Here is a 20,206-nt window from a genome sequence, read left to right as displayed (position 1 = left end):
GTCAGGCAGGTCAGATGCTGACGCCGTGGGTGCGGAGGAAGGCCGCCGGGTTCAGCGCCGAGCCGTAGTTCGGGGTGTTGCGGATCTCGAAGTGCAGGTGCGGGCCGGACGAGTTGCCGGTGTTGCCGGACAGCGCGATCTTCTGGCCGGCACCGACCTTCTGGCCGATGTGCACGTCGATCTTCGACAGGTGGGCGTACTGCGAGTACTTGCCGTTGGCGTGCTTGACGACGATGGCGTTGCCGTACGCCGGGCCGTCACCGCCGCCGTTCGGGCCGGCCTTGACGACGGTACCGGCGCCGGCGGCCTTGACCGGGGTGCCGACCGGGACGGCGAAGTCCTGGCCGGAGTGCTTGTGGGCCCACATGGCGCCGCCCTGGTTGTAGCTGGCGGTCAGCGTGTAGCGGCTGACCGGCTTGACCCAGGCGGCCTTCTTCTTCGCGGCCTTCTTCACGACGACCGGCTTGGCGGCCTTGGCCTTCGCGACGGCCTTCTTGACGGCGGCGGCCTTCTTGACGGCGGCGGCCGTCTTGGCGGCGGCCTGCGCCTGGGCGTCGGCCTGAGCGGCGACGGCGGCGGACGCGGGAACCGCGGCGAGGGCCCGGACCGGAGCCTTGCCCTCGGCGGCGAAGGCGGACCCTGCTCCGGCCACCACAGACGCTCCCAGACCCGCGGCGGCGAGGGCGACGACGGCGGTACGGGCGGGGTTCATGACGCGCTTCGACATACGGGGGAAAACCTCCGGGAAGAACGATCCCGGCGCGTTCGCTGCGCCGGGCTGGCCATCCCTTGGTAACCCGCACCCCAGCCCATCCCAAAACGCCCCATCTACGACATCGCGTCGTAGCGATCCCGTCCACGGATCGCCTCTTGACGCCGTCGCCGGAACCTTTGGAAAACGGACAAAACCTGCCGAAAGAATTCGTTTAACCGCATGTAGGGACCGGTCGGAACCGACGAAACCGCAGGGCGGGGGCCGATCCGGGGCACCCCGGGACCAAGGTCCCGCCCGACTTGCCCGCAATGCCCTGATGAGGGGCGAAACAACACCACTATTCCGGCTAGTACCCCCGAAACCGCCTGTGCGCCTTGTCACCAGCGCACCCCCCGCATTGCGACCTGGGTCACGCAACCGACGGGTTCCGAAACCCCTCCGCCGCTACTCACCTGACGGGGTACGTTCGCGATCATGACCACGAACGACATCGAACTCGCCGACGCCATCGAATCCGTCCGTGACCAGCTCATAGCGGCCGCCTCCCGGGCCACCGGGCAGGCCGTCGCCTTCGAGGTGGGCGACATCGAGATGGAGTTCACCATCGAGCTGCGCAAGGAGGTGAAGGGCGGGGCCAAGGTGAAGGCCTGGGTCGTCGAGGCCGGGGCCGACGCGAGCCGGACCAGAGGCGAGACCCACCGGGTCTCGTTCACGCTCAAGCCGCGGAACGCGGCCACCGGTGGGGCCTGGCTCGTCGGCAACGACGACGCCGCCGACGTGTCCGGCCTCGGCGGAGGGGACGAGTCGCGGTGACCCCCGGCCGCCAGGTCTTCGCCGTACTGGGCCGGCAGCAGGGCAGCGGCGTCCTGCTCACCCCGCACCTCATCCTGACCAGCGCCCATGTCGTCGGCGCGAAGGAGTACGCCGACGTCGCCGCCGTCGGCACCGGGCAGCCGTCCGCGTTACGGGTCATCCGCTGCGACGACCGCCTCGACTTCGCCCTCCTGCACAGCGAGCAGCCCCTCGGCCCCGCCCCGAGGCTCGGCTACCTCGCCACCGACCGACCCGTCCCCGGCTGCGAGATCCTCGGCTTCCCGAAGGTCCAGCGGTACGACGGGCAGAAGCTCGACCTCGACCAGTACACCGGCACCGCCCTGCCCATGGCCGGCCTCGCGCGCCGGGCGCTCACCGTGGAGCTCGACCGCCCGCCGGCCGAGACGGCCGACGACGGCCCCTCGCCCCTCGCCGGGCTCTCCGGCGCCCCCGTCTACGCCGACGGCGGGCTCATCGGCATCGTGCGCGCCGTCCCGCGCGGCCGCGGCCATCACCGCCTGGAGTGCGTCCCGCTCGCCGCCGTCCTGGACCAGCCGGACGTCCGCCGGCTCCTGCCCCGCGACGTCGCCGCACCCGCGCCGGTCGTCCGGACCCACCCCGAGGACCAGCCGTACGAGGAGGAGTACGCGCAGGCCCTCGGCGCCGCCTACCGCCGTACCAAGATCTTCGGGCTTGACGAGCTGGACCGCCGGGCCTCCGAGTGGGACCTCGACACCGCCTATCTGTCCCTGGAGGCCGCCGCCAAGGGACGCGGCGACACCGCGTCCGTACCCCAGCGGATCGACGATCTCCTCGCCTCCCGGCCCCGCGTCCTGATCCGCGGGGACGCGGGCGCGGGCAAGACCACGCTGGTGTGGTGGCTCGCCGCGCACGCCGCCACCGGCACGCTCGGGCCGAACCTCGCCGAGCTGAACGGCCTCGTCCCCTTCGTCGTCCCCCTGCGCACCCTGCGCGCCCGGGGCGAGGGCTTCCCCGACCTGAAGGCCCTCCCCGGCGTCGCCGGACTCGTGGTCGACCCCGCGCCCCAGGGCTGGGCCGGCCGGGTGCTCGCGGCGGGGCGGGGGCTGCTGCTCGTCGACGGTCTGGACGAGGTGCCGCAGGAGGAGCGGGACGCCGCCCACGCCTGGCTGTCCGGGCTCCTCGCCCGCTACCCCCGCACCCGCTGCGTGGCGACCGTACGCCCGCTCGCGGTGGACCCGGACTGGCTGGGCGCGGAGCGGTTCGAGGAGCTGACCCTGCTGCCGATGCGGGACGCCGACATCCAGGCGTTCGTCGCCGCCTGGCACGACGCGGCCCGGTTCGACGACGCCGACCGGGCCGGTCTCGACGTCCTCGAACGGGACCTGTCCCTCCAGTTCCGCCACAACCCCGTGCTCGCCGACCTCGCCCGCACCCCCCTGCTCTGCGCGGTGATCTGCGCCCTGCACCGGCTGCGCGAGGGCTTCCTGCCGGAGAGCCGCTGGGCGCTGTACCGGTCCGCGCTGCAACTGCTGCTCGGCGACCGGGACAAGCGTCGCCGGATCGACGCCCCGGACGGCATCCGCATGTCCGTGGAGGAGCACCAGCAGCTGCTGCAGCGGATCGCGGCCTGGCTGGTACGCGGCGGGCAGACCGAGTTCACCCGGCAGCAGGCCCTGAACCAGCTCACCCGCGCCCTGCCGGGCATGCCGCGGGTCATGGAGCAGGGCTCGCCGGCGGAGATACTGACCCATCTGCTCAACCGCAGCGGGCTCCTGCAGGAACGCGCCGACGACGTCTTCCAGTTCGCCCACCGCACCTTCCAGGACTTCCTGGCCGCCAAGGAACTCGTCGAGGACGACCTGGTCTCCGAACTGCTGCGGCACGTGCGCGAACACCAGTGGCACGACGTCCTGCTGCTCGCCGCCGGACACTGCTCCCGGCGCGAACTGCCGGTCCTGGTCGAGGGAGTGCTCGAGGCCGGCTCGTCCGTCCGCGACCGGGGAAAGAAGACGACGCTGTACGTCCTCGCGGCACGGTGCGCCCAGCACGCGGCGTGGCTGTCGGAGCAGCTGCACGCCCGGGTCCGCAAGGCGGTGAAGTCCGTACTGCCGCCGCGCGACGCGACCCAGCTGTCCCAGCTCGCCGCCCTCGGCTCGTACGTGCTGCCGCTGCTGCCGTCCCCGGAGCGGACGTCCAAGGAGGCGCTGACGATGGTCGTCTCGCTGATCTGCGAGGTCGGCGGCTCGGAGGCGGTCCCGTACGCCCGGGCCTTCGCCCACGCTGACCGGTCTGTGGCGCTGACGCAGAGCTGGGCCAGGTTCCCCACCGAGGTGTACGCCCGCGAGGTGCTGTCGCAGGCGGATCTGGCGAACCAGGTGCTCAACGTGACCGAGCCCGGGCAGCTGCCGCTGCTGCGGACGCTGCCGCACGCCCGTCATCTCGCCTTCCGAGGCGACTTCGACGCGCCGGAGCTGGCCACCGTGCTCTCCGGACTCTCCGTGAACTCGGTGGTGATCGCGGAGAACGACGTCGTCACCGACCTCGGGTTCCTGCGCGCCTGCGGGGTGGAGCTGCGCCAGGTGCAGATCAATCACTGTCCGCGCGTCCGTGTCGGCACGCTCGCCGGGCTCGGCACGCTGGAGGACCTGATTCTGCTGGCACCGCAGTTGGGTGCCGGAGATCTCGAGGGCGTCGCCGAACTGCCCTTGCTCACCCGGCTCATCCTGGCGGTGCCGAAGCTGCCCGACTGCGGGCTCGACCTGACACCGCTGCACCAGGCGCCGCGCCGGCTGGAGGTGACCGTCACCGGCGTCCCCGAGCGGCGGATCACCGGCCGCGCGGCCCTCGGCTCCCGCCTGACCGTGCACAAGTAGCAGAAAAGGGGGCGGCCCCCGGAACCGGTCGGTTCCGGGGGCCGCCCCACAGGCGCTACGAGAACGCCTCACGCCTCCTTCGAGAGGTTCGGGCCGGCAGAGCCGCCCGTCGCCTGCTCGATCGGCGGGACGTCGGGCAGCGCCGACTTCTCCTCGCCTCGGAAGGTGAACGTCTTCTGCTCGCCCTCGCCCTCGGTGTCCACGACCACGATGTGACCGGGACGCAGCTCGCCGAAGAGGATCTTCTCGGAGAGCGTGTCCTCGACCTCGCGCTGGATCGTCCGGCGCAGCGGCCGGGCGCCCATGACCGGGTCGTAGCCCTTCTTCGCGAGGAGCTCCTTGGCGGACTGGGAGAGCTCGATGCCCATGTCCCGGTCCTTCAGGCGCTCGTCCACACGGCCGATCATCAGGTCGACGATCTTGAGGATGTCGTCCTGGGTCAGCTGCGGGAAGACGATGATGTCGTCCACACGGTTGAGGAACTCCGGGCGGAAGTGCTGCTTCAGCTCGTCGCTGACCTTCGCCTTCATCCGCTCGTAGTTGGACTTCGTGTCGCCCTGTGCCGCGAAGCCCAGGTTGAAGCCCTTCGAGATGTCCCTGGTCCCGAGGTTGGTCGTCATGATGATGACCGTGTTCTTGAAGTCCACGACCCGGCCCTGGGAGTCGGTCAGGCGACCGTCCTCAAGGATCTGGAGAAGGGAATTGAAGATATCGGGGTGGGCCTTCTCGACCTCGTCGAAGAGGACCACGGAGAACGGCTTGCGGCGCACCTTCTCGGTGAGCTGGCCGCCCTCTTCGTAGCCGACGTATCCCGGCGGGGAGCCGAAGAGCCGCGAGACGGTGTGCTTCTCGCTGAACTCCGACATGTCGAGGGAGATCATCGCGTCCTCGTCGCCGAAGAGGAATTCGGCGAGCGCCTTGGACAGCTCGGTCTTACCGACGCCGGACGGGCCGGCGAAGATGAACGAGCCACCGGGGCGCTTCGGGTCCTTCAGACCGGCACGGGTACGGCGGATCGCACGGGAGAGACCGATGACCGCGTCGTTCTGCCCGATGACGCGCTTGTGGAGCTCCTCCTCCATGCGGAGCAGGCGGCTCGACTCCTCCTCGGTCAGCTTGAAGACCGGAATGCCGGTGGCGGTCGCGAGGACCTCGGCGATCAGCTCGCCGTCGACCTCGGCGACGACATCCATGTCGCCGGCCTTCCACTCCTTCTCGCGCTTGGTCTTGGCGGCGAGGAGCTGCTTCTCCTTGTCACGCAGGGAGGCGGCCTTCTCGAAGTCCTGCGAGTCGATCGCGGACTCCTTGTCCCGGCGGACGGCGGCGATCTTCTCGTCGAACTCGCGGAGGTCCGGCGGCGCGGTCATCCGGCGGATGCGCATCCGGGAGCCGGCCTCGTCGATCAGGTCGATCGCCTTGTCCGGCAGGAAGCGGTCCGAGATGTACCGGTCGGCCAGGGTCGCGGCCTGGACGAGGGCCTCGTCGGTGATGGAGACCCGGTGGTGGGCCTCGTACCGGTCGCGCAGACCCTTGAGGATCTCGATCGTGTGCGGCAGCGACGGCTCGGCGACCTGGATGGGCTGGAAGCGGCGCTCGAGGGCCGCGTCCTTCTCCAGGTACTTGCGGTACTCGTCGAGCGTGGTGGCGCCGATGGTCTGCAGCTCGCCACGGGCCAGCATCGGCTTGAGGATGCTGGCGGCGTCGATGGCGCCCTCGGCGGCGCCCGCACCCACCAGGGTGTGGAGCTCGTCGATGAACAGGATGATGTCGCCGCGGGTGCGGATCTCCTTGAGGACCTTCTTCAGGCGCTCCTCGAAGTCACCGCGGTAGCGGGAGCCGGCGACCAGCGCGCCGAGGTCCAGGGTGTAGAGGTGCTTGTCCTTGAGGGTCTCGGGCACCTCGCCCTTGACGATGGCCTGCGCCAGGCCCTCGACGACGGCGGTCTTGCCGACGCCGGGCTCGCCGATGAGCACCGGGTTGTTCTTGGTGCGGCGGGACAGCACCTGCATGACCCGCTCGATCTCCTTCTCGCGCCCGATGACCGGGTCGAGCTTGGACTCGCGGGCCGCCTGGGTGAGGTTCCGGCCGAACTGGTCGAGGACCAGGGACGTCGAGGGCGTGCCCTCGGCAGGCCCGCCGGCGGTGGCGGCTTCCTTGCCCTGGTAACCGGAGAGCAGCTGGATGACCTGCTGCCGGACCCGGTTCAGATCGGCGCCCAGCTTCACGAGGACCTGGGCGGCGACGCCCTCGCCCTCGCGGATCAGGCCGAGCAGGATGTGCTCGGTGCCGATGTAGTTGTGGCCGAGCTGGAGCGCCTCGCGGAGCGAGAGCTCCAGTACCTTCTTGGCACGAGGGGTGAAGGGAATGTGACCGGACGGGGCCTGCTGGCCCTGACCGATGATCTCCTCCACCTGCTGGCGGACCGCCTCGAGCGAAATCCCGAGGCTCTCCAGGGCCTTAGCGGCGACACCCTCACCCTCATGGATAAGGCCCAGAAGGATGTGCTCGGTGCCGATGTAGTTGTGGTTGAGCATCCGGGCTTCTTCCTGAGCCAGGACGACAACCCGCCGCGCGCGGTCGGTGAACCTCTCGAACATCGTTAATCGCTCCTCAGAGCGGTCAGTCAGTTAGGGGTCGATCCCCTCCCTGTCCTTCCGCAGCTTAGTCCCGCAAGCGGGGACCGCTCATTCCAACTGCCGACACCCGTACTTGGCCTCCTGACCCCGAACGCCGACAACCGTCCTAACCCGATGGTGCGAGACGATGTTCCCGCAGGCCAGGCAGTTACCCGTGCCATCAGTACGCCGATGGCGAACGTGAGACCGCCGAAGCCCGCGTGTCGTCCCTCCCCACGTGGAATGTCTTACCCGTAAGCACTGACACTCCATGCGGCACACCCGGGTTCCCTCCGCTAAGGGCGAACATCCTTGCGCAGCCGAATGCACAGGTGCATCCCGGGTCGCATACGGTGCGTGATCGTGCGGGGACCGGGTGTCACCGGCGGCGTAACCATTCGGCAGCCGCGGGAGTTCCCCGGGCATGGCGCCGACCGTTCCGCTTCCCCGCTCGCCGTCCGAGGACGGCCTCACGCGCTGGTACGAGCACGGGCTCGGCTGGGCCACGGCCCCCGGGCCGCCGGTGCTGCTGCCGACCGGGCTCCGGTTCGACGTGCTCGAGCTGCCCGCGGCGGCGGGACACGCGGTGCTGCGACGGGTGGGCGGCACCGGCCCGGTGGCCCTCATGGGGCGCCGGATGCGGCTGCTCGTGGCCGCGGGGAGCGCGGAGGAGCTGCCGGGGCTGCTCGACTGGCTGGAGTGGGGCGGAATCGCCCTGGACCTCGCCGGACTCGGCCCCGGCGGCCGGATCACCGCTCCCGTTCCCCCAGGATGGTGCGGATCCGACCGGCCGGGCGCCGCCGTGTGGCTGCGGCCCCCCGTGCCCGGCCGCGAGGTCGAGTCGTCGCTGCCGGCACTGCCGGCGCTCGGAGGCCGCGGGGACGCCCCCGGCCTCGTACGACTGGTGGAGGCGGCGGCCACGGAGTGCCACCGGCTCCGGCTGACGCGCAGTCGTCAGCCGTTGGCCTTCTCGTAGGCCTCGCGCACCGTGGCCGGGACGCGGCCGCGGTCGTTGACCTCATAACCGTTGGCCTTGGCCCACGCGCGAATCTCCGCCGTGTCCTTGCTGCCGGCCGCGGCGACGCGGCCCTTTCCGCGTCCGGAAGCGGCACGGCCGCCCGTACGCCGCCCGCTCTTCGTGTACGGCTCGAGCAGGCCGCGGAGCTTGTCCGCATTGGCGGTGGTGAGGTCGATCTCGTAGGACTTGCCGTCCAGCGCGAACGTCACGGTCTCGTCCGCCTCGCCGCCGTCGAGGTCGTCGACAAGAAGGACCTGAACCTTCTGTGCCACCGGATTTCCTTTCATCGAAAATGCAGTACGCGGAAAGGAAACCGCTTTTCCCGGAAAAACACAAACCCCTGGCAGAGGTTCAGAAGCCCGGCAGCGCGGGAAACGTGCGCGATTCGGACATAGGGATCCGCGGACTGCTTACGATCACAGGTGCAGAAGCATCCGGCTGTTGCCCAAGGTGTTCGGCTTCACTCGTTCGAGACCGAGGAACTCGGCGACGCCCTCGTCATAGGAACGCAGGAGCTCGCTGTAGACATCTCCGTCGACCGGCGTCTCACCGATCTCGACGAAGCCGTGCTTCGCGAAGAAGTCCACTTCGAAGGTGAGACAGAAAACACGACGGATGCCGAGCCAGCGCGCCGTGTGGAGCAACTTGTCCAGTACGTGGTGACCCACGCCGGCGCCCTTGAAGTCGGGGTCGACGGCCAGAGTGCGCACTTCCGCGAGGTCTTCCCACATCACGTGCAGCGCGCCGACGCCGACGACCACTCCGTCGCTGTCGCGTTCCGCGACCCAGAACTCCTGGATGTCCTCGTAAAGCGTCACCGTCGCTTTGTCGAGCAGGATGCCGCGGCGCGCGTACGGGTCGAGGAGGCGGCGGACCGCGGCGACATCGGAGGTGCGGGCGCGGCGTACGGTGACGGCTTTCGCCGCGGTCGCGGAGGCGGAAGAGGAGGACGACGACATGGAGGGACGTTATCGCTCCGGACCTGCGGTGTCCGCGCCGCCCTGCGCGGAGCGGGCGGGGAGTCCTTCCGGGGGATTCGGGGTGTCCCGCTGGACGATCCGGACGGCGTCGTCGAGGGCTTCGCGCTGCTCGGCGGACATCATCCCGAAGAAGGCGACGAGCGCGGCGGCGGGGTTGTCGCTCTGTGCCCAGGCCTCGTTCATGAGCGCGGCGGAGTACGCGGCCCTCGTGGAGACCGCCGTATATCGATAGGCGCGGCCCTCGACTTCCCGGCGCACCCAGCCCTTCTGATGGAGATTGTCCATTACCGTCATGACGGTGGTGTAGGCGATGGACCGTTCCTGCTGGAGATCCTCCAGGACTTCCCGGACGGTCACCGGGCGGTTCCATTGCCAGACGCGGGTCATGACGGCGTCTTCGAGCTCTCCCAATTGACGGGGCACAATGCCACCTTAGTCCGCGATGCCGGAATGGCCGGTTATTGACGTAGCAAAAAGGGCGTACGCCCACGAACGTGGTCGTACGCCCTCGGTGGCGCGGTGCGGGCTGCGGCTAGCGGGCGCCGCCCTCGGCCCGGGCCTGGCGGGTCGACTCCGCGCGGGCCAGCGCGGCGTCCACGGCCGCGTCCTCCTTGGCCTTGTTCTGACCGCCCTGGCTCTTCACGATCGTCACGACGAGACACGTGAAGAAGACGGCCATCACGATGGGGGGCAGGAGCGCGGATACGTATTCCATGGCGTCCAGACTAGCTATCCGGCGACGCGTTCCTCGGGCGGGGGCGGCGGGACGGGCCGACGGCGTGGCGGGAACACCTCGGACGGCTTGGGGACCGGGCGCTCCACGGGCTTCGGCGCCGGCTTCGGCCGGGGCTTGGGCTCGTCGGCGGCGCGCCCGCCGGGCAGTGCGAGCAGCCGCGTACGGGGGGCGGGGGCGGCGACCCTCGCGAGGCGGGACAGCACCGAGCGCTCGGCGAGCTCGGCGCACCGCGCGAGGAGCGCGGCGGCGACCGGCCGGGCGCGCAGCGAGCGCAGCGCGGCGAGGTCCTCGGGGCGGGGGTCGTAGCCGGCGGCCAGGGCGTCCTGGAGCAGCTCCAGGTAGCCGGGGGCGGAGCCGGGGAGGGCGGCGCGGTAGCGGTCGAGGTCGGCGAGCAGGAAGGCGCGCAGCCGCCCGGCCTCGCGGGCGGCCTCGTCGAGTGCGTCCGCGAGCCGCAGACAGTCCTGCACGTCCTCGTCGTCGAGGGGCGCCGGGCACAGGGCGCCGGCGAGCGCGCGGCGCAGTACGCGCAGCTCGTCGGCGCCGAAGGCCAGGCCGCCGCGGGATCCGTATGGCGTGGGCATGCGGCGACGATACGCGCTAATCAGACAAACTTCGCTTATCCCACGAAACGTGGCGCGCCGACTGAATCGCCGCGCGCCGACGGACCCGCCCCCGCCCCCGCCCGCTCAGTGGCGGCTGATGTTGCGCTCGTAGACGAGGCGGAGGCCGATCAGCGTGAGCCACGGCTCGTGGACGTCTATCTCGGCCGACTCCCCGAGGACCATCGGCGCCAGACCACCGGTCGCGATCACCGTGACGTCCGACGGATCGCCCGAGCCGGCCAGCTCGCGCTTCATCCGGGTCACCACCCCGTCGACCTGGCCGGCGTAGCCGAAGACGATGCCGGACTGCATCGCCTCGACCGTGTTCTTGCCGATCACGCTGCGCGGCCGGGCCAGCTCGATCTTGCGGAGCATGGCCCCTTTCATGCCCAGCGCCTCGACGGAGATCTCGATGCCCGGCGCGATCGCCCCGCCCGCGTACTCGCCGCGCGCGGTGATCGCGTCGTACGTCGTCGCCGTGCCGAAGTCGACGACGATCGCCGGCCCCCCGTACAGCTCGACCGCCCCGACCGCGTTGATGATGCGGTCCGCGCCGACCTCCTTCGGGTTGTCCGTGAGGATCGGCACGCCCGTCTTGACGCCCGGCTCCACCAGGACCGCCGGGACGTCCCCGTAGTACCGCCGGGTCACCTCGCGCAGCTCGTGCAGCACCGACGGCACCGTCGAGCAGATCGCGATGCCCTCGATGCCCTCGCCCAGCTCCACGCCGAGCAGGGGATGCATGCCCATCAGTCCGTGCAGCAGGACCGCCAGCTCGTCGGCCGTACGCCGCGGGTCCGTGGAGATCCGCCAGTGCTCCACGATCTCCTCGCCGTCGAAGAGACCGAGGGTCGTCTGGGTGTTGCCGACGTCGATGGTGAGGAGCATCAGACAGCCGCCTCGCGCAGGTCGAGGCCGATGTCCAGGATCGGGGACGAGTGGGTGAGGCCGCCGACCGCCAGGTAGTCCACGCCGGTCGCCGCGTACGCCTTCGCGTTCTCCAGCGTCAGCCGGCCGGAGGACTCCAGAATCGCCCGGCCGGCGACCAGCGCGACCGCCTCCTCCGTCTCGGCCGGGGTGAAGTTGTCCAGCAGGATCAGGTCCACACCCGCGTCCAGGACCTCGCGGACCTGGTGCAGGGTGTCGACCTCGACCTCCACGGGCACGCCCGGGAACTGCTCGCGCACGGCCTTGAACGCCTGCGCCACGCCGCCGGCGGCGACCACGTGGTTGTCCTTGACCAGCGCCGCGTCCGACAGGGACATGCGGTGGTTGACGCCGCCGCCGCAGCGCACCGCGTACTTCTCCAGGGCGCGCATGCCCGGCGTGGTCTTGCGGGTGTCGCGGACCTCGGCCCTGGTGCCCTCCAGCGCGTCCGCCCAGCGGCGGGTGGCGGTGGCGATGCCGGAGAGGCGGCACAGGATGTTCAGCGCGCTGCGCTCGCCGGTCAGCAGGTCGCGGGTGCGGCTGGTGACGGACAGCAGCTTCTGCCCGGCCTCGACCCGCGCGCCGTCCTCGACGTGCCGCTCGACCTCGAACTCGTCGGTGCAGACGATCGACAGCACGGCCTCGGCCACCCGCAGACCGGCCACCACGCCCGCCTCGCGGGCGGTGAAGTCCGCCGTCGCCACCGCGTCCTCGGGGACGGTCGCCACGGTCGTGACGTCCACCCCGCCGTCCAGGTCCTCGGCGATCGCGAGGTGGGCGATGTCCTCCACCTGGATCGGGTCCAGGCCCGCCTCGGCCAGCAGCTGCGCGAGCGCCGGGTCGAGCCCGCACTCGTACACCTCGTCGCCGTCGGCGCAGCCGCAGCCGTCGCCGCAGCCGCCCGCGGCCTCCGCCTGGGCGTTGATGTGGATCAGGGGCACGTCGACGGGCTCCGGACGTGCTTCTTCGGGCGTGCTCACGACTGCGGCTCCCTGGTTGCTTCGGGGGTTACGGGCGGAAAGTCTGCGGTGGCGGTGGGGGTGACGGCCAGTCCCCCGGCGGTCTGCCGCACGATCAGGTGGCGTTGCCAGGTTTCGTCCTCGCGCTCGGGGAAGTCCTCGCGCCAGTGGCAGCCGCGGGTCTCCTCGCGCTCCAGGGCGACGGCGACCAGGGCCCGGGACACTTCGAGGAGGTTGGCGGTCTCCCAGGACTCGGTGCCGGGCACGGCCGGCTTCTCCCCCAGGAACGCCATGGTCGCGTCGATGCCGAGCGTCTCCAGCTCGCCGGCCGCCGTACGCAGGCTCTCCGCGGAGCGCAGCACCCCGGCGTACGTGCTCATGATCCGCTGGATCTCCGCGCGCCGGGCCGGGTCGACCGCCGGCATCACGTGCGGGCAATGCGGGGCCACGACCGGCGCGCCCTCCCCGTACGGGGCGTGCGCCGCGATGTCGTCGGCGATCCGCTCGGCGAAGACCAGGCCCTCCAGGAGCGAGTTCGACGCCAGCCGGTTCGCGCCGTGCACGCCCGTGCAGGCCACCTCGCCGCAGGCGTACAGGCCCGGCACGGTCGTCCGGCCGCGCAGGTCGGTGCGGACGCCGCCGGAGGCGTAGTGCGCGGCCGGGGCGACCGGGATCGGCTCGGTCACCGGGTCGATGCCGTGCGCCCGGCAGGCGGCCAGGATCGTCGGGAAGCGCCGCGCCCACATCTCCGCGCCGAAGTGCCGGCCGTCGAGGTACATGTGCAGCGCGCCCTGCTCCTGCATCCGGCGCATGATCGCCTTGGCGACGATGTCCCGGGGCGCGAGCTCGGCCAGCTCGTGCTGCCCCAGCATGAAGCGGACACCGTCCGCGTCGACCAGGTGGGCGCCCTCGCCGCGCACCGCCTCGGAGACCAGCGGCTGCTGGCCCTGCGAGTCCGCGCCGAGGAACAGCACGGTCGGGTGGAACTGGACGAACTCCAGGTCGGACAGCTCGGCCCCGGCGCGCAGCGCGAGGGCGACGCCGTCGCCGGTGGAGACGGCCGGGTTGGTGGTGGCGGAGAAGACCTGGCCCATGCCGCCGGTGGCGAGGACCACGGCCGGGGCGTGGACGGCGCCGACGCCGTCGTGCTGCCCCTCGCCCATGACGTGCAGGGTGACGCCGGCCGTCCGGCCCTCGGCGTCGGTGAGCAGGTCCAGGACCAGGGCGTGCTCGACGGTGCGCACGCCCCGCTCGCGTATCGCCTCGACCAGCGCCCGGGAGATCTCCGCGCCGGTGGCGTCGCCGCCGGCGTGCGCGATCCGGCGGCGGTGGTGGCCGCCCTCGCGGGTCAGCGCGATCGTGCCGTCGGCGGCCCGGTCGAAGTCCGCGCCGGTGGCCATGAGCCGGCGGACGGCGTCCGGGCCCTCGGTGACGAGGGCGCGCACGGCCTGCTCGTCGCAGAGACCGGCGCCGGCGACCAGGGTGTCGTCGAGGTGCTGCTCGGGGGTGTCGCCCTCGCCGAGCGCGGCGGCGATGCCGCCCTGCGCCCAGCGGGTGGAGCCGTCGTCCAGGTTGGCCTTGGTGACGACGACCGTACGCAAACCGGCGGCGGTGCAGCGCAGCGCGGCGGTCAGGCCGGCGACGCCGGAGCCGACGACCACGACGTCGGCCTCGACGGCCCAGCCGGGGGCCGGGGCGTCGAGGCGTATGCCGGACACGTGCTCCGCGGACGGGTGACTTCCGGTCACTGGGTGGCTCCGAAGTTCAGGGGGACGTTGTCGATCAGCCGCGTCGTCCCCACACGCGCGGCGACGGCGAGGATCGCCTCGCCGTCGTGGTCGTCGGCCACCTCGGTGAAGTCGGCCGGGTCGACGAGGGCCAGGTAGTCCAGGGTCAGCGGCGGGTGCGCGCCGGCCGCCTCGTCCAGGACGGCGCGGGCCGCGGCCCGTACGGCGTCGGCGCCGCCGCCCTCGCCGGCCTGCGCGACGGCGTGCGCGTCGGCGGCGGCGCGGGCCTCGCCGATCTGCGACAGCGCCTCGGCACGGGTCTCGGAGGCGGGCAGGGACGCGGCGCGGGCGCGCAGCGCGTGCTGGGCGCCGAGCCGGTCGCGGGCGGCGAACAGGGCGCGGGACAGGGCGAGCGCGGTGCGCCGCTCGGCGGGCGAGAGGTAGCGGTTGCGGCTGGACAGGGCCAGGCCGTCGGGCTCGCGGACGGTCGGCACGCCGACGATCTCGACCGGGAAGTTCAGGTCGCGGGCCATCCGGCGGATCACGGCCAGCTGCTGGGCGTCCTTCTGGCCGAAGAACGCCACGTCCGGGCGGGTGAGGTGGAGCAGCTTGGCGACGACGGTGAGCACGCCGTCGAAGTGCCCGGGCCGGGACGCGCCCTCCAAGAGCTCGCCCATGGGACCGGCGGTGATCCGCACCTGCGGCTCCCCGCCGGGGTAGACCTCGTCGACGGACGGGGCGAACACGGCGTCCGCGCCGGCCTCCTCGGCGATCTTCAGATCGGCGTCGAGGGTCCGCGGGTAGCGGTCGAGGTCCTCGCCCGCGCCGAACTGGAGCGGGTTGACGAAGACGGTGACGGTGACATGGCCCTCGGGGCCGACGTGGGCGCGGGCGTCGCGGACCAGCCTCGCGTGGCCCTCGTGCAGCGCGCCCATGGTCATGACGACGGCCCGGGGACCGGCGGCCCCCCGCGTGCTCAGCTCGGCGGCCGTGCGGACCGGGACGAGGCTCATCGGTCGTCTCCCTGGGACGTCGTGGGGCGCTCGGCGAGGACGCCCAGCAGGTCCTCGGCCAGTTCGGGCTTGAGCAGGCCGTGGGCGAGGGCCCGGTCGGCGGTGGCGCGGGCCATGGCCAGATAGCCGGCGACCGCGCCGGGGGCGTGCCGGCGCAGCTCCGTGATGTGCGCGGCGACCGTGCCGGCGTCGCCGCGCGCGACCGGGCCGGTCAGGGCGGCGTCGCCGGAGCGCAGCGCGTTGTCGAGCGCGGCGCCGAGGAGGGGCCCGAGCATCCGGTCGGGGGCGGCGACGCCGGCGGTGCGGAGCAGGTCCATCGACTGGGCGACCAGGGTGACCAGGTGGTTCGCGCCGAGAGCGAGGGCCGCGTGGTACAGCGCGCGGTTCTCCTCGGCGATCCACTCGGGCTCGCCGCCCATCTCGATCACCAGGGCCTCGGCGGCCAGCCGCAGCTCCTCGGGCGCGGTCACCCCGAAGGAGCAGCCGGCCAGCCGCTGGACGTCGACCGGGGTGCCGGTGAACGTCATGGCGGGGTGCAGGGCGAGCGGCAGCGCGCCGGCCCTGCGCGCGGGGTCGAGGACCTGGACCCCGTACCGCCCGGAGGTGTGCGCGAGCAGCTGCCCGGGCCGTACGGCGCCGGTCTCGGCGAGGCCCTGGACCAGGCCCGGCAGGGCGTCGTCGGGCACGGTCAGCAGGACCAGTTCGGCGCGGGCCAGCACCTCGGCGGGCGGCACCAGCGGCACGTCGGGCAGGAGCGCGGCGGCCCGCCGGCGGGAGGCGTCGGAGACGCCGGAGGCGGCGACCGGGCGGTGTCCGGCGAGCTGGAGGGACGCCGCGAGCGCGGGTCCGACGCGGCCGGCGCCGACGACGCCGACGGTGAGCCGGGCGGGGCGGTCCTCGGCTCGGGTCTCGGGTGGTGCGTTCACGCTGACGGCGGCCTTCCGTTCCAGTCCTCGGCGGGTACCGGACGATTTCTGGCCATGCTACGCCAGCGTTTCACCCCGTCTCGCGACCCTCCACAGACCGTGAGCGGCAGTGTGATGATCAGCTCATGGGAGATGTGGAAGACGTGGAAGACGCGGAGCAGGAAGCACGGCGCCGGCGGGCCACGGCCTGGCACGACGCCGAACGGGCGCTGTGGCGCAGCCCGGCGGAGGCCTCGGTCGGCGAACGGCTGACCGAGCTGCGAGAGCTGCTGGACGTCGCTCACCGGCTCATGGACCCGTACGAGCTGATCGACACGTACGGCGGCGGCCCGGTCGCCGAGGTGGAGCAGCGGGTGGCGGAGCTGCTGGGCTTCCCGGCGGCCGTGTACTTCCCGACCGGGACGATGGCCCAGCAGGTGGCGCTGCGCTGCTGGGCGGGGCGGACCGGCAGCGACGTCGTCGCGCTGCATCCGCTCGCCCATCCGGAGGTCCACGAGGACGGGGCGCTGGGCGCGGTGAGCGGCCTGCGCACGGTCCATCCGACGACCGAGCCCCGGCTGCCGACGGCCGAGGAGGTCCGCGACTGCCCGGAGCCGTTCGGCACGCTGATGCTGGAGCTGCCGCTGCGGGACGCCGGCTTCGTGCTGCCGACGTGGGACGAGCTGGTCGACACGGTCGACGCGGCCCGGGAGCGGGACGCGGTGGTCCACTTCGACGGGGCGCGGCTGTGGGAGTGCGGCCCGCACTTCGACGGCCGGGACCTGCGGGAGATCGCGGGGCTCGCGGACAGCGTGTACGTGTCGTTCTACAAGTCGCTCGGCGGGATGTCGGGGGCCGCGCTGGCGGGGCCCGAGGACGTGATGGCGGAGGCACGGGTGTGGCTCCACCGGTACGGCGGGCTGCTCTTCCAGCAGTACCCGGCCGCCCTGTCGGCGCTGCGCGGCCTGAAGGAGGAGCTGCCGCGCCTGCCGTCGTACGTCGCGCATGCGCGCATGGTGGCAGCGGCGCTGCGGGAGGCGTTCGCGGAGGCGGGGGTCCCTTGGTTCCGCGTCCACCCCGAAACCCCGCACACCCACCAGTTCCAGGTCTGGCTCCCGTACGACCCGGAGGACCTGACGGCCGCCTCGCTCCGGCTCACCGAGGAGACGGGCACCGTTCTGTTCCGCCGCTGGTTCCGGGCCCCGGCCGGCGGCCCCCCGGGCGTCGCGGCGACGGAGGTGACGGTCTCGGCCCCGGGCCTGGAGTGGAATGCCGAGGACGTCCGGGAGGCGGCTCGGGGGTTCCTGGAGGTACTGGACTGACCGGGGCGGACCGCGGCCGCCGGACCGATCCGGCGGCCGGGCGGTCAGGCCGCGCCGCCGCCCGCCCGGACCAGGCCCGTCTCGTAGGCGAGGACCACGACCTGGACGCGGTCGCGCAGGGCCAGCTTGGTCAGGATGCGGCCGACGTGGGTCTTGACCGTGGCCTCCGAGAGCACCAGGCGGGCGGCGATCTCGCCGTTCGACAGGCCCTGGGCGACCAGCATCATCACCTCGCGCTCGCGCTCGGTCAGCTTCTCCAGCTCCTTGTGCTGCGGCTCCCTGCCGGAGGACGGGAGCATCGGCGAGAAGCGGTCCAGGAGGCGGCGGGTGGTCGACGGGGCGACCACCGCGTCGCCGCTGTGCACGGCGCGGATGGCGCCGAGCAGCTCGGCCGGCGGCACGTCCTTGAGCATGAAGCCGCTCGCGCCCGCCTTCAGGCCGGAGAACGCGTACTCGTCCAGGTCGAAGGTGGTCAGGATGATCACCTTGGGAGGGTTCTCGCCGCCGCAGATCCGCCGGGTCGCCTCCACCCCGTCGAGCTTCGGCATGCGGACGTCCATCAGCACCACGTCCACCTCCGCCGTGCCGAGGATCTGGATCGCCTCCACGCCGTCGCCCGCCTCGGCGACCACGTCCATGTCCGGCTGGGCGGCCAGGACCATGCGGAAGCCGGTGCGCAGCAGCACCTGGTCGTCGACGAGCATCACGCGGATGGACATGGGGTTCCTTCGGGTTTCTGGTGGGCGGGTACGTGTCACGCGGGTTTCAGCGGGAGCAGGGCACTGATCCTGAAGCCGCCTCCCGGCCGCGGCCCCGCGTCCAGGGTGCCGCCGACCATGCCGACCCGCTCGCGCATGCCGATCAGGCCGTGGCCGCGGCCGTCGGCGCCCCCGTCCTCGTACATCTCCTGCGTCGCGCCCCGGCCGTCGTCCTCGACGAGCAGGCCGAGGCCGTCGTCGAAGTAGACCAGCCGGACGCTGGCCCCGGCCTCGGGGCCGCCGTGCTTGCGGGTGTTGGTGAGCGCTTCCTGCACGATCCGGTAGGCGGTGAGCTCCACACCGCTCGGCAGCGGCCGCGGCGAGCCCTCGATCCGGAAGTCGACGGTCAGTCCGGCCTGCCGGACCTGCTCCACCAGGTCCTCGATCTGCTCGACGTCCGGCTGCGGCACGTACTCGCCGGCCTCCTGGTGCTCCCCGGTGCGCAGCACGCCCAGCAGCCGCCGCATCTCGGCGAGCGCCTGCCGCCCGGTGCCGGCGATGGTCTCCAGGGCTTGGCGGGCCTGGTCCGGCGAGCTGTCCAGGACGTACGCGGCGCCGTCCGCCTGGACGACCATCACGGACACGTTGTGCGCCACCACGTCGTGCAGCTCGCGTGCGATCCGGGCCCGCTCCGCCGCGACGGCCACCTTCGCCTGCGCCTCGCGCTCCGTCTCCAGCCGGGACGCCCGCTCCTCCAGCTGCGCGAAGTACGCGCGCCGGGTGCGCAGCGAGTCGCCGAGCACCCACGCGAGCGCGAACGGCACCGTCATGATCACCGTGAAGAAGACATGCGCCCCCGTCGAACCGGGGCCCTCCGCCGGCCACCTGAGCTGGGCCAGCGTCGCCGCGCTCAGGCCGCCGGCCAGCGCCAGCCGGGACGCCCAGCGCGGCCCGTCGTGCGCGGCGACCGTGTAGATGATCACCAGCATCGCGAAGTCGGCGAAGAACGGCATCAGGCCGAACACGAGCTGCACCACGCCCAGCGCGATGGAGAGCAGCAGCATCCGCTCCGGCATCCGCCGCCGCAGCGCCACGACGGCCGAGAACAGCGCACCGACCACCCCGTACGCGAGGGGTGTCTCCACCGACGGGTAGCTGGTGGCCACCCACAGCACGGAGAACCCGAAGAGGACGACGGCCCAGAAGCCGTCGACGCCCGTCGGGTGTCTGCGGAGGAAGTCGTAGACGCGCTGCACGTGCCCCAGCGTAGGGAAGGGGGACAGGTGCAGGGGTCAACCGGAGGGCCGATCCTTGCCGTGAGCACCGTACTCCGCAAGGTGGAGACTGGGCGCGTGACGGATGAGACGTGTCAGTGGTGCGGTTGGCGGGACGCCACCGAGCGGGCGCTGTACGGGCCCGGCGGCTTCTACCTGCGGCCGGAGGGGCCGGCCGGGCACTTCCGTACGTCGGTGCACGCCTCGCCGCTGTTCGCGGGCGCGGTGGCCCGGCTGCTGGCCGAGGTCGCGGACCGGCTCGGGACGGACGAGGTCGACTTCGTCGACGTCGGCGCGGGGCGGGGCGAGCTGCTGACCGGCGTGCTCGCGGCGGTCCCGGAGGGGCTCGCGGTACGCGCGTACGGCGTGGAGCGCGCGGCCCGGCCGGCCGGGCTCGACGCGCGCATCACGTGGACGGACCGGGTGCCGGAGGGCGTGCGCGGGCTGCTGTTCGCGAACGAGTGGCTGGACAACGTGCCGGTGGACGTGGCCCGGGCGGACGGGACGGGGACCGTCCGCTACGTGGAGGTGCGGACGGCGGACGGCGAGGAGCGGCCCGGCGGGGAGGTGTCGGGCGCGGACGCGGAGTGGCTGGCGCGGTGGTGGCCGACGGGGTCGCCGGAGGAGCGGGCGGAGATCGGGCGGCCGCGGGACGAGGCGTGGGCGGCGGCGGTCGCGTGCGTCGCCGCCGGGACGGCGGTGGCGGTGGACTACGGGCATGTACGCGACACCCGGCCGCCCTTCGGGACGCTGACCGGGTTCCGGGACGGGCGGGAGGTGACGGCGGTGCCGGACGGGTCGTGCGATGTGACGGCGCATGTGGCGATGGACGCGTGTGGCGCCGCCGCCGGGGAGGGCGGTGCGCTGCTGACGCAGCGGGAGGCGCTGCGGGGGCTGGGGGTGTCCGGGGAGCGGCCGCCGTTGTCGCTGGCGTCGGCGGATCCGGGGGCGTATGTGCGGGCGCTGGCCTCCGCGGGGGAGGCGGCGGAGCTCACCGCGCGGGGCGGTCTCGGGGACTTTCTGTGGTTGCGGCACGACGTGTGACGT

The 20,206-nt window shown here is 72.5% G+C and carries 19 protein-coding genes; 5 read left to right on the top strand and 14 right to left on the bottom strand.

Annotation, left to right across the window (positions count from 1 at the left end):
• Positions 1–10: 10 nt before the first annotated feature.
• Positions 11–727 (bottom strand): M23 family metallopeptidase, encoded by a 717-nt coding sequence (locus ACGFMM_RS11575; protein WP_393645462.1) that lies wholly within the window; start codon positions 725–727, stop codon positions 11–13.
• 462 nt (positions 728–1,189) lie between these two features.
• Between ACGFMM_RS11575 and ACGFMM_RS11570 the strand changes: the two genes are divergently transcribed.
• The gene (locus tag ACGFMM_RS11570) at positions 1,190–1,528 is read left to right on the top strand and encodes a trypco2 family protein (RefSeq protein ID WP_393645461.1); all 339 of its coding nucleotides are present in this window, start codon (positions 1,190–1,192) and stop codon (positions 1,526–1,528) included.
• Positions 1,525–4,383: an NACHT domain-containing protein gene (locus ACGFMM_RS11565; protein WP_393645459.1), complete on the top strand. Its 2,859-nt coding sequence runs from the start codon at positions 1,525–1,527 to the stop codon at positions 4,381–4,383. The genes ACGFMM_RS11570 and ACGFMM_RS11565 overlap by 4 nt, the downstream gene beginning before the upstream one ends.
• 68 nt (positions 4,384–4,451) lie before the next feature.
• On the opposite strand, the gene ACGFMM_RS11560 is transcribed toward ACGFMM_RS11565, so the two are convergent.
• On the bottom strand, positions 4,452–6,980 hold the full coding sequence (locus ACGFMM_RS11560; protein ID WP_393645457.1) for an ATP-dependent Clp protease ATP-binding subunit: 2,529 nt from the start codon (positions 6,978–6,980) through the stop codon (positions 4,452–4,454).
• 442 nt (positions 6,981–7,422) lie between these two features.
• On the opposite strand from ACGFMM_RS11560, the gene ACGFMM_RS11555 reads away from it, so the two are divergent.
• Positions 7,423–7,974, top strand: coding sequence for an SCO3374 family protein (locus tag ACGFMM_RS11555; protein WP_393645456.1), 552 nt, complete (start codon positions 7,423–7,425; stop codon positions 7,972–7,974).
• On the opposite strand, the gene ACGFMM_RS11550 is transcribed toward ACGFMM_RS11555, so the two are convergent.
• The 10 genes from ACGFMM_RS11550 to ACGFMM_RS11505 all read right to left on the bottom strand — a co-directional run bounded on the left by ACGFMM_RS11550 (position 7,953) and on the right by ACGFMM_RS11505 (position 15,886).
• Positions 7,953–8,288: an Lsr2 family protein gene (locus ACGFMM_RS11550; protein WP_393645454.1), complete on the bottom strand. Its 336-nt coding sequence runs from the start codon at positions 8,286–8,288 to the stop codon at positions 7,953–7,955. The two genes, ACGFMM_RS11555 and ACGFMM_RS11550, sit on opposite strands and share 22 nt — an antisense overlap.
• 144 nt (positions 8,289–8,432) lie before the next feature.
• Complete coding sequence (locus tag ACGFMM_RS11545) at positions 8,433–8,975, bottom strand: amino-acid N-acetyltransferase (RefSeq protein WP_393645452.1); 543 nt, start codon at positions 8,973–8,975, stop codon at positions 8,433–8,435.
• Positions 8,976–8,984: 9 nt separating this feature from the next.
• Entirely contained in the window at positions 8,985–9,419 is a 435-nt protein-coding gene (locus ACGFMM_RS11540; protein WP_393645450.1) for a BlaI/MecI/CopY family transcriptional regulator, read from the bottom strand.
• Positions 9,420–9,528: 109 nt separating this feature from the next.
• Positions 9,529–9,711 (bottom strand): hypothetical protein, encoded by a 183-nt coding sequence (locus ACGFMM_RS11535; RefSeq protein ID WP_393645448.1) that lies wholly within the window; start codon positions 9,709–9,711, stop codon positions 9,529–9,531.
• 14 nt (positions 9,712–9,725) lie between these two features.
• On the bottom strand, positions 9,726–10,283 hold the full coding sequence (locus ACGFMM_RS11530; RefSeq protein WP_393645530.1) for a hypothetical protein: 558 nt from the start codon (positions 10,281–10,283) through the stop codon (positions 9,726–9,728).
• Positions 10,284–10,418: 135 nt separating this feature from the next.
• Positions 10,419–11,222, bottom strand: coding sequence for a type III pantothenate kinase (locus ACGFMM_RS11525; RefSeq protein WP_393645447.1), 804 nt, complete (start codon positions 11,220–11,222; stop codon positions 10,419–10,421).
• Positions 11,222–12,241 carry a carboxylating nicotinate-nucleotide diphosphorylase gene (gene nadC, locus ACGFMM_RS11520; RefSeq protein WP_393645446.1) on the bottom strand — a complete coding sequence of 340 codons (1,020 nt, stop codon included), beginning with the start codon at positions 12,239–12,241 and terminating at the stop codon, positions 11,222–11,224. Before nadC ends, ACGFMM_RS11525 begins: the two co-directional genes overlap by 1 nt.
• Positions 12,238–13,938, bottom strand: coding sequence for an L-aspartate oxidase (locus tag ACGFMM_RS11515; protein WP_393645528.1), 1,701 nt, complete (start codon positions 13,936–13,938; stop codon positions 12,238–12,240). The genes nadC and ACGFMM_RS11515 overlap by 4 nt, the downstream gene beginning before the upstream one ends.
• Positions 13,939–13,964: 26 nt before the next feature.
• Positions 13,965–14,960: a pantoate--beta-alanine ligase gene (gene panC / locus ACGFMM_RS11510; protein WP_393645444.1), complete on the bottom strand. Its 996-nt coding sequence runs from the start codon at positions 14,958–14,960 to the stop codon at positions 13,965–13,967.
• The gene (locus tag ACGFMM_RS11505) at positions 14,957–15,886 is read right to left on the bottom strand and encodes a Rossmann-like and DUF2520 domain-containing protein (RefSeq protein ID WP_393645442.1); all 930 of its coding nucleotides are present in this window, start codon (positions 15,884–15,886) and stop codon (positions 14,957–14,959) included. The genes panC and ACGFMM_RS11505 overlap by 4 nt, the downstream gene beginning before the upstream one ends.
• Before the next feature lie 125 nt (positions 15,887–16,011).
• On the opposite strand from ACGFMM_RS11505, the gene ACGFMM_RS11500 reads away from it, so the two are divergent.
• On the top strand, positions 16,012–17,187 hold the full coding sequence (locus ACGFMM_RS11500; RefSeq protein ID WP_393645441.1) for a threonine aldolase family protein: 1,176 nt from the start codon (positions 16,012–16,014) through the stop codon (positions 17,185–17,187).
• A 44-nt stretch (positions 17,188–17,231) separates the two neighbouring features.
• Here ACGFMM_RS11500 and ACGFMM_RS11495 read toward each other — a convergent pair whose 3' ends face one another.
• Together ACGFMM_RS11495 and ACGFMM_RS11490 are read right to left on the bottom strand one after the other, a co-directional pair.
• Positions 17,232–17,906: a response regulator gene (locus ACGFMM_RS11495; RefSeq protein WP_393645440.1), complete on the bottom strand. Its 675-nt coding sequence runs from the start codon at positions 17,904–17,906 to the stop codon at positions 17,232–17,234.
• Between the two features lie 35 nt (positions 17,907–17,941).
• Positions 17,942–19,141 carry a sensor histidine kinase gene (locus ACGFMM_RS11490; protein ID WP_393645439.1) on the bottom strand — a complete coding sequence of 400 codons (1,200 nt, stop codon included), beginning with the start codon at positions 19,139–19,141 and terminating at the stop codon, positions 17,942–17,944.
• Between the two features lie 96 nt (positions 19,142–19,237).
• Here ACGFMM_RS11490 and ACGFMM_RS11485 point away from each other — a divergent pair, with 96 nt between their 5' ends.
• Positions 19,238–20,203, top strand: a complete 966-nt coding sequence (locus tag ACGFMM_RS11485) for an SAM-dependent methyltransferase (protein WP_393645438.1) — start codon at positions 19,238–19,240, stop codon at positions 20,201–20,203.
• Positions 20,204–20,206 lie beyond the last annotated feature (3 nt).

The sequence above is a fragment of the Streptomyces sp. NPDC048604 genome (assembly GCF_043199435.1).
Lineage (GTDB): Bacteria > Actinomycetota > Actinomycetes > Streptomycetales > Streptomycetaceae > Streptomyces.
The sequence above is the reverse complement of the archived record's forward strand: the minus strand, read 5'-3'. Positions and strand labels throughout refer to the sequence as shown.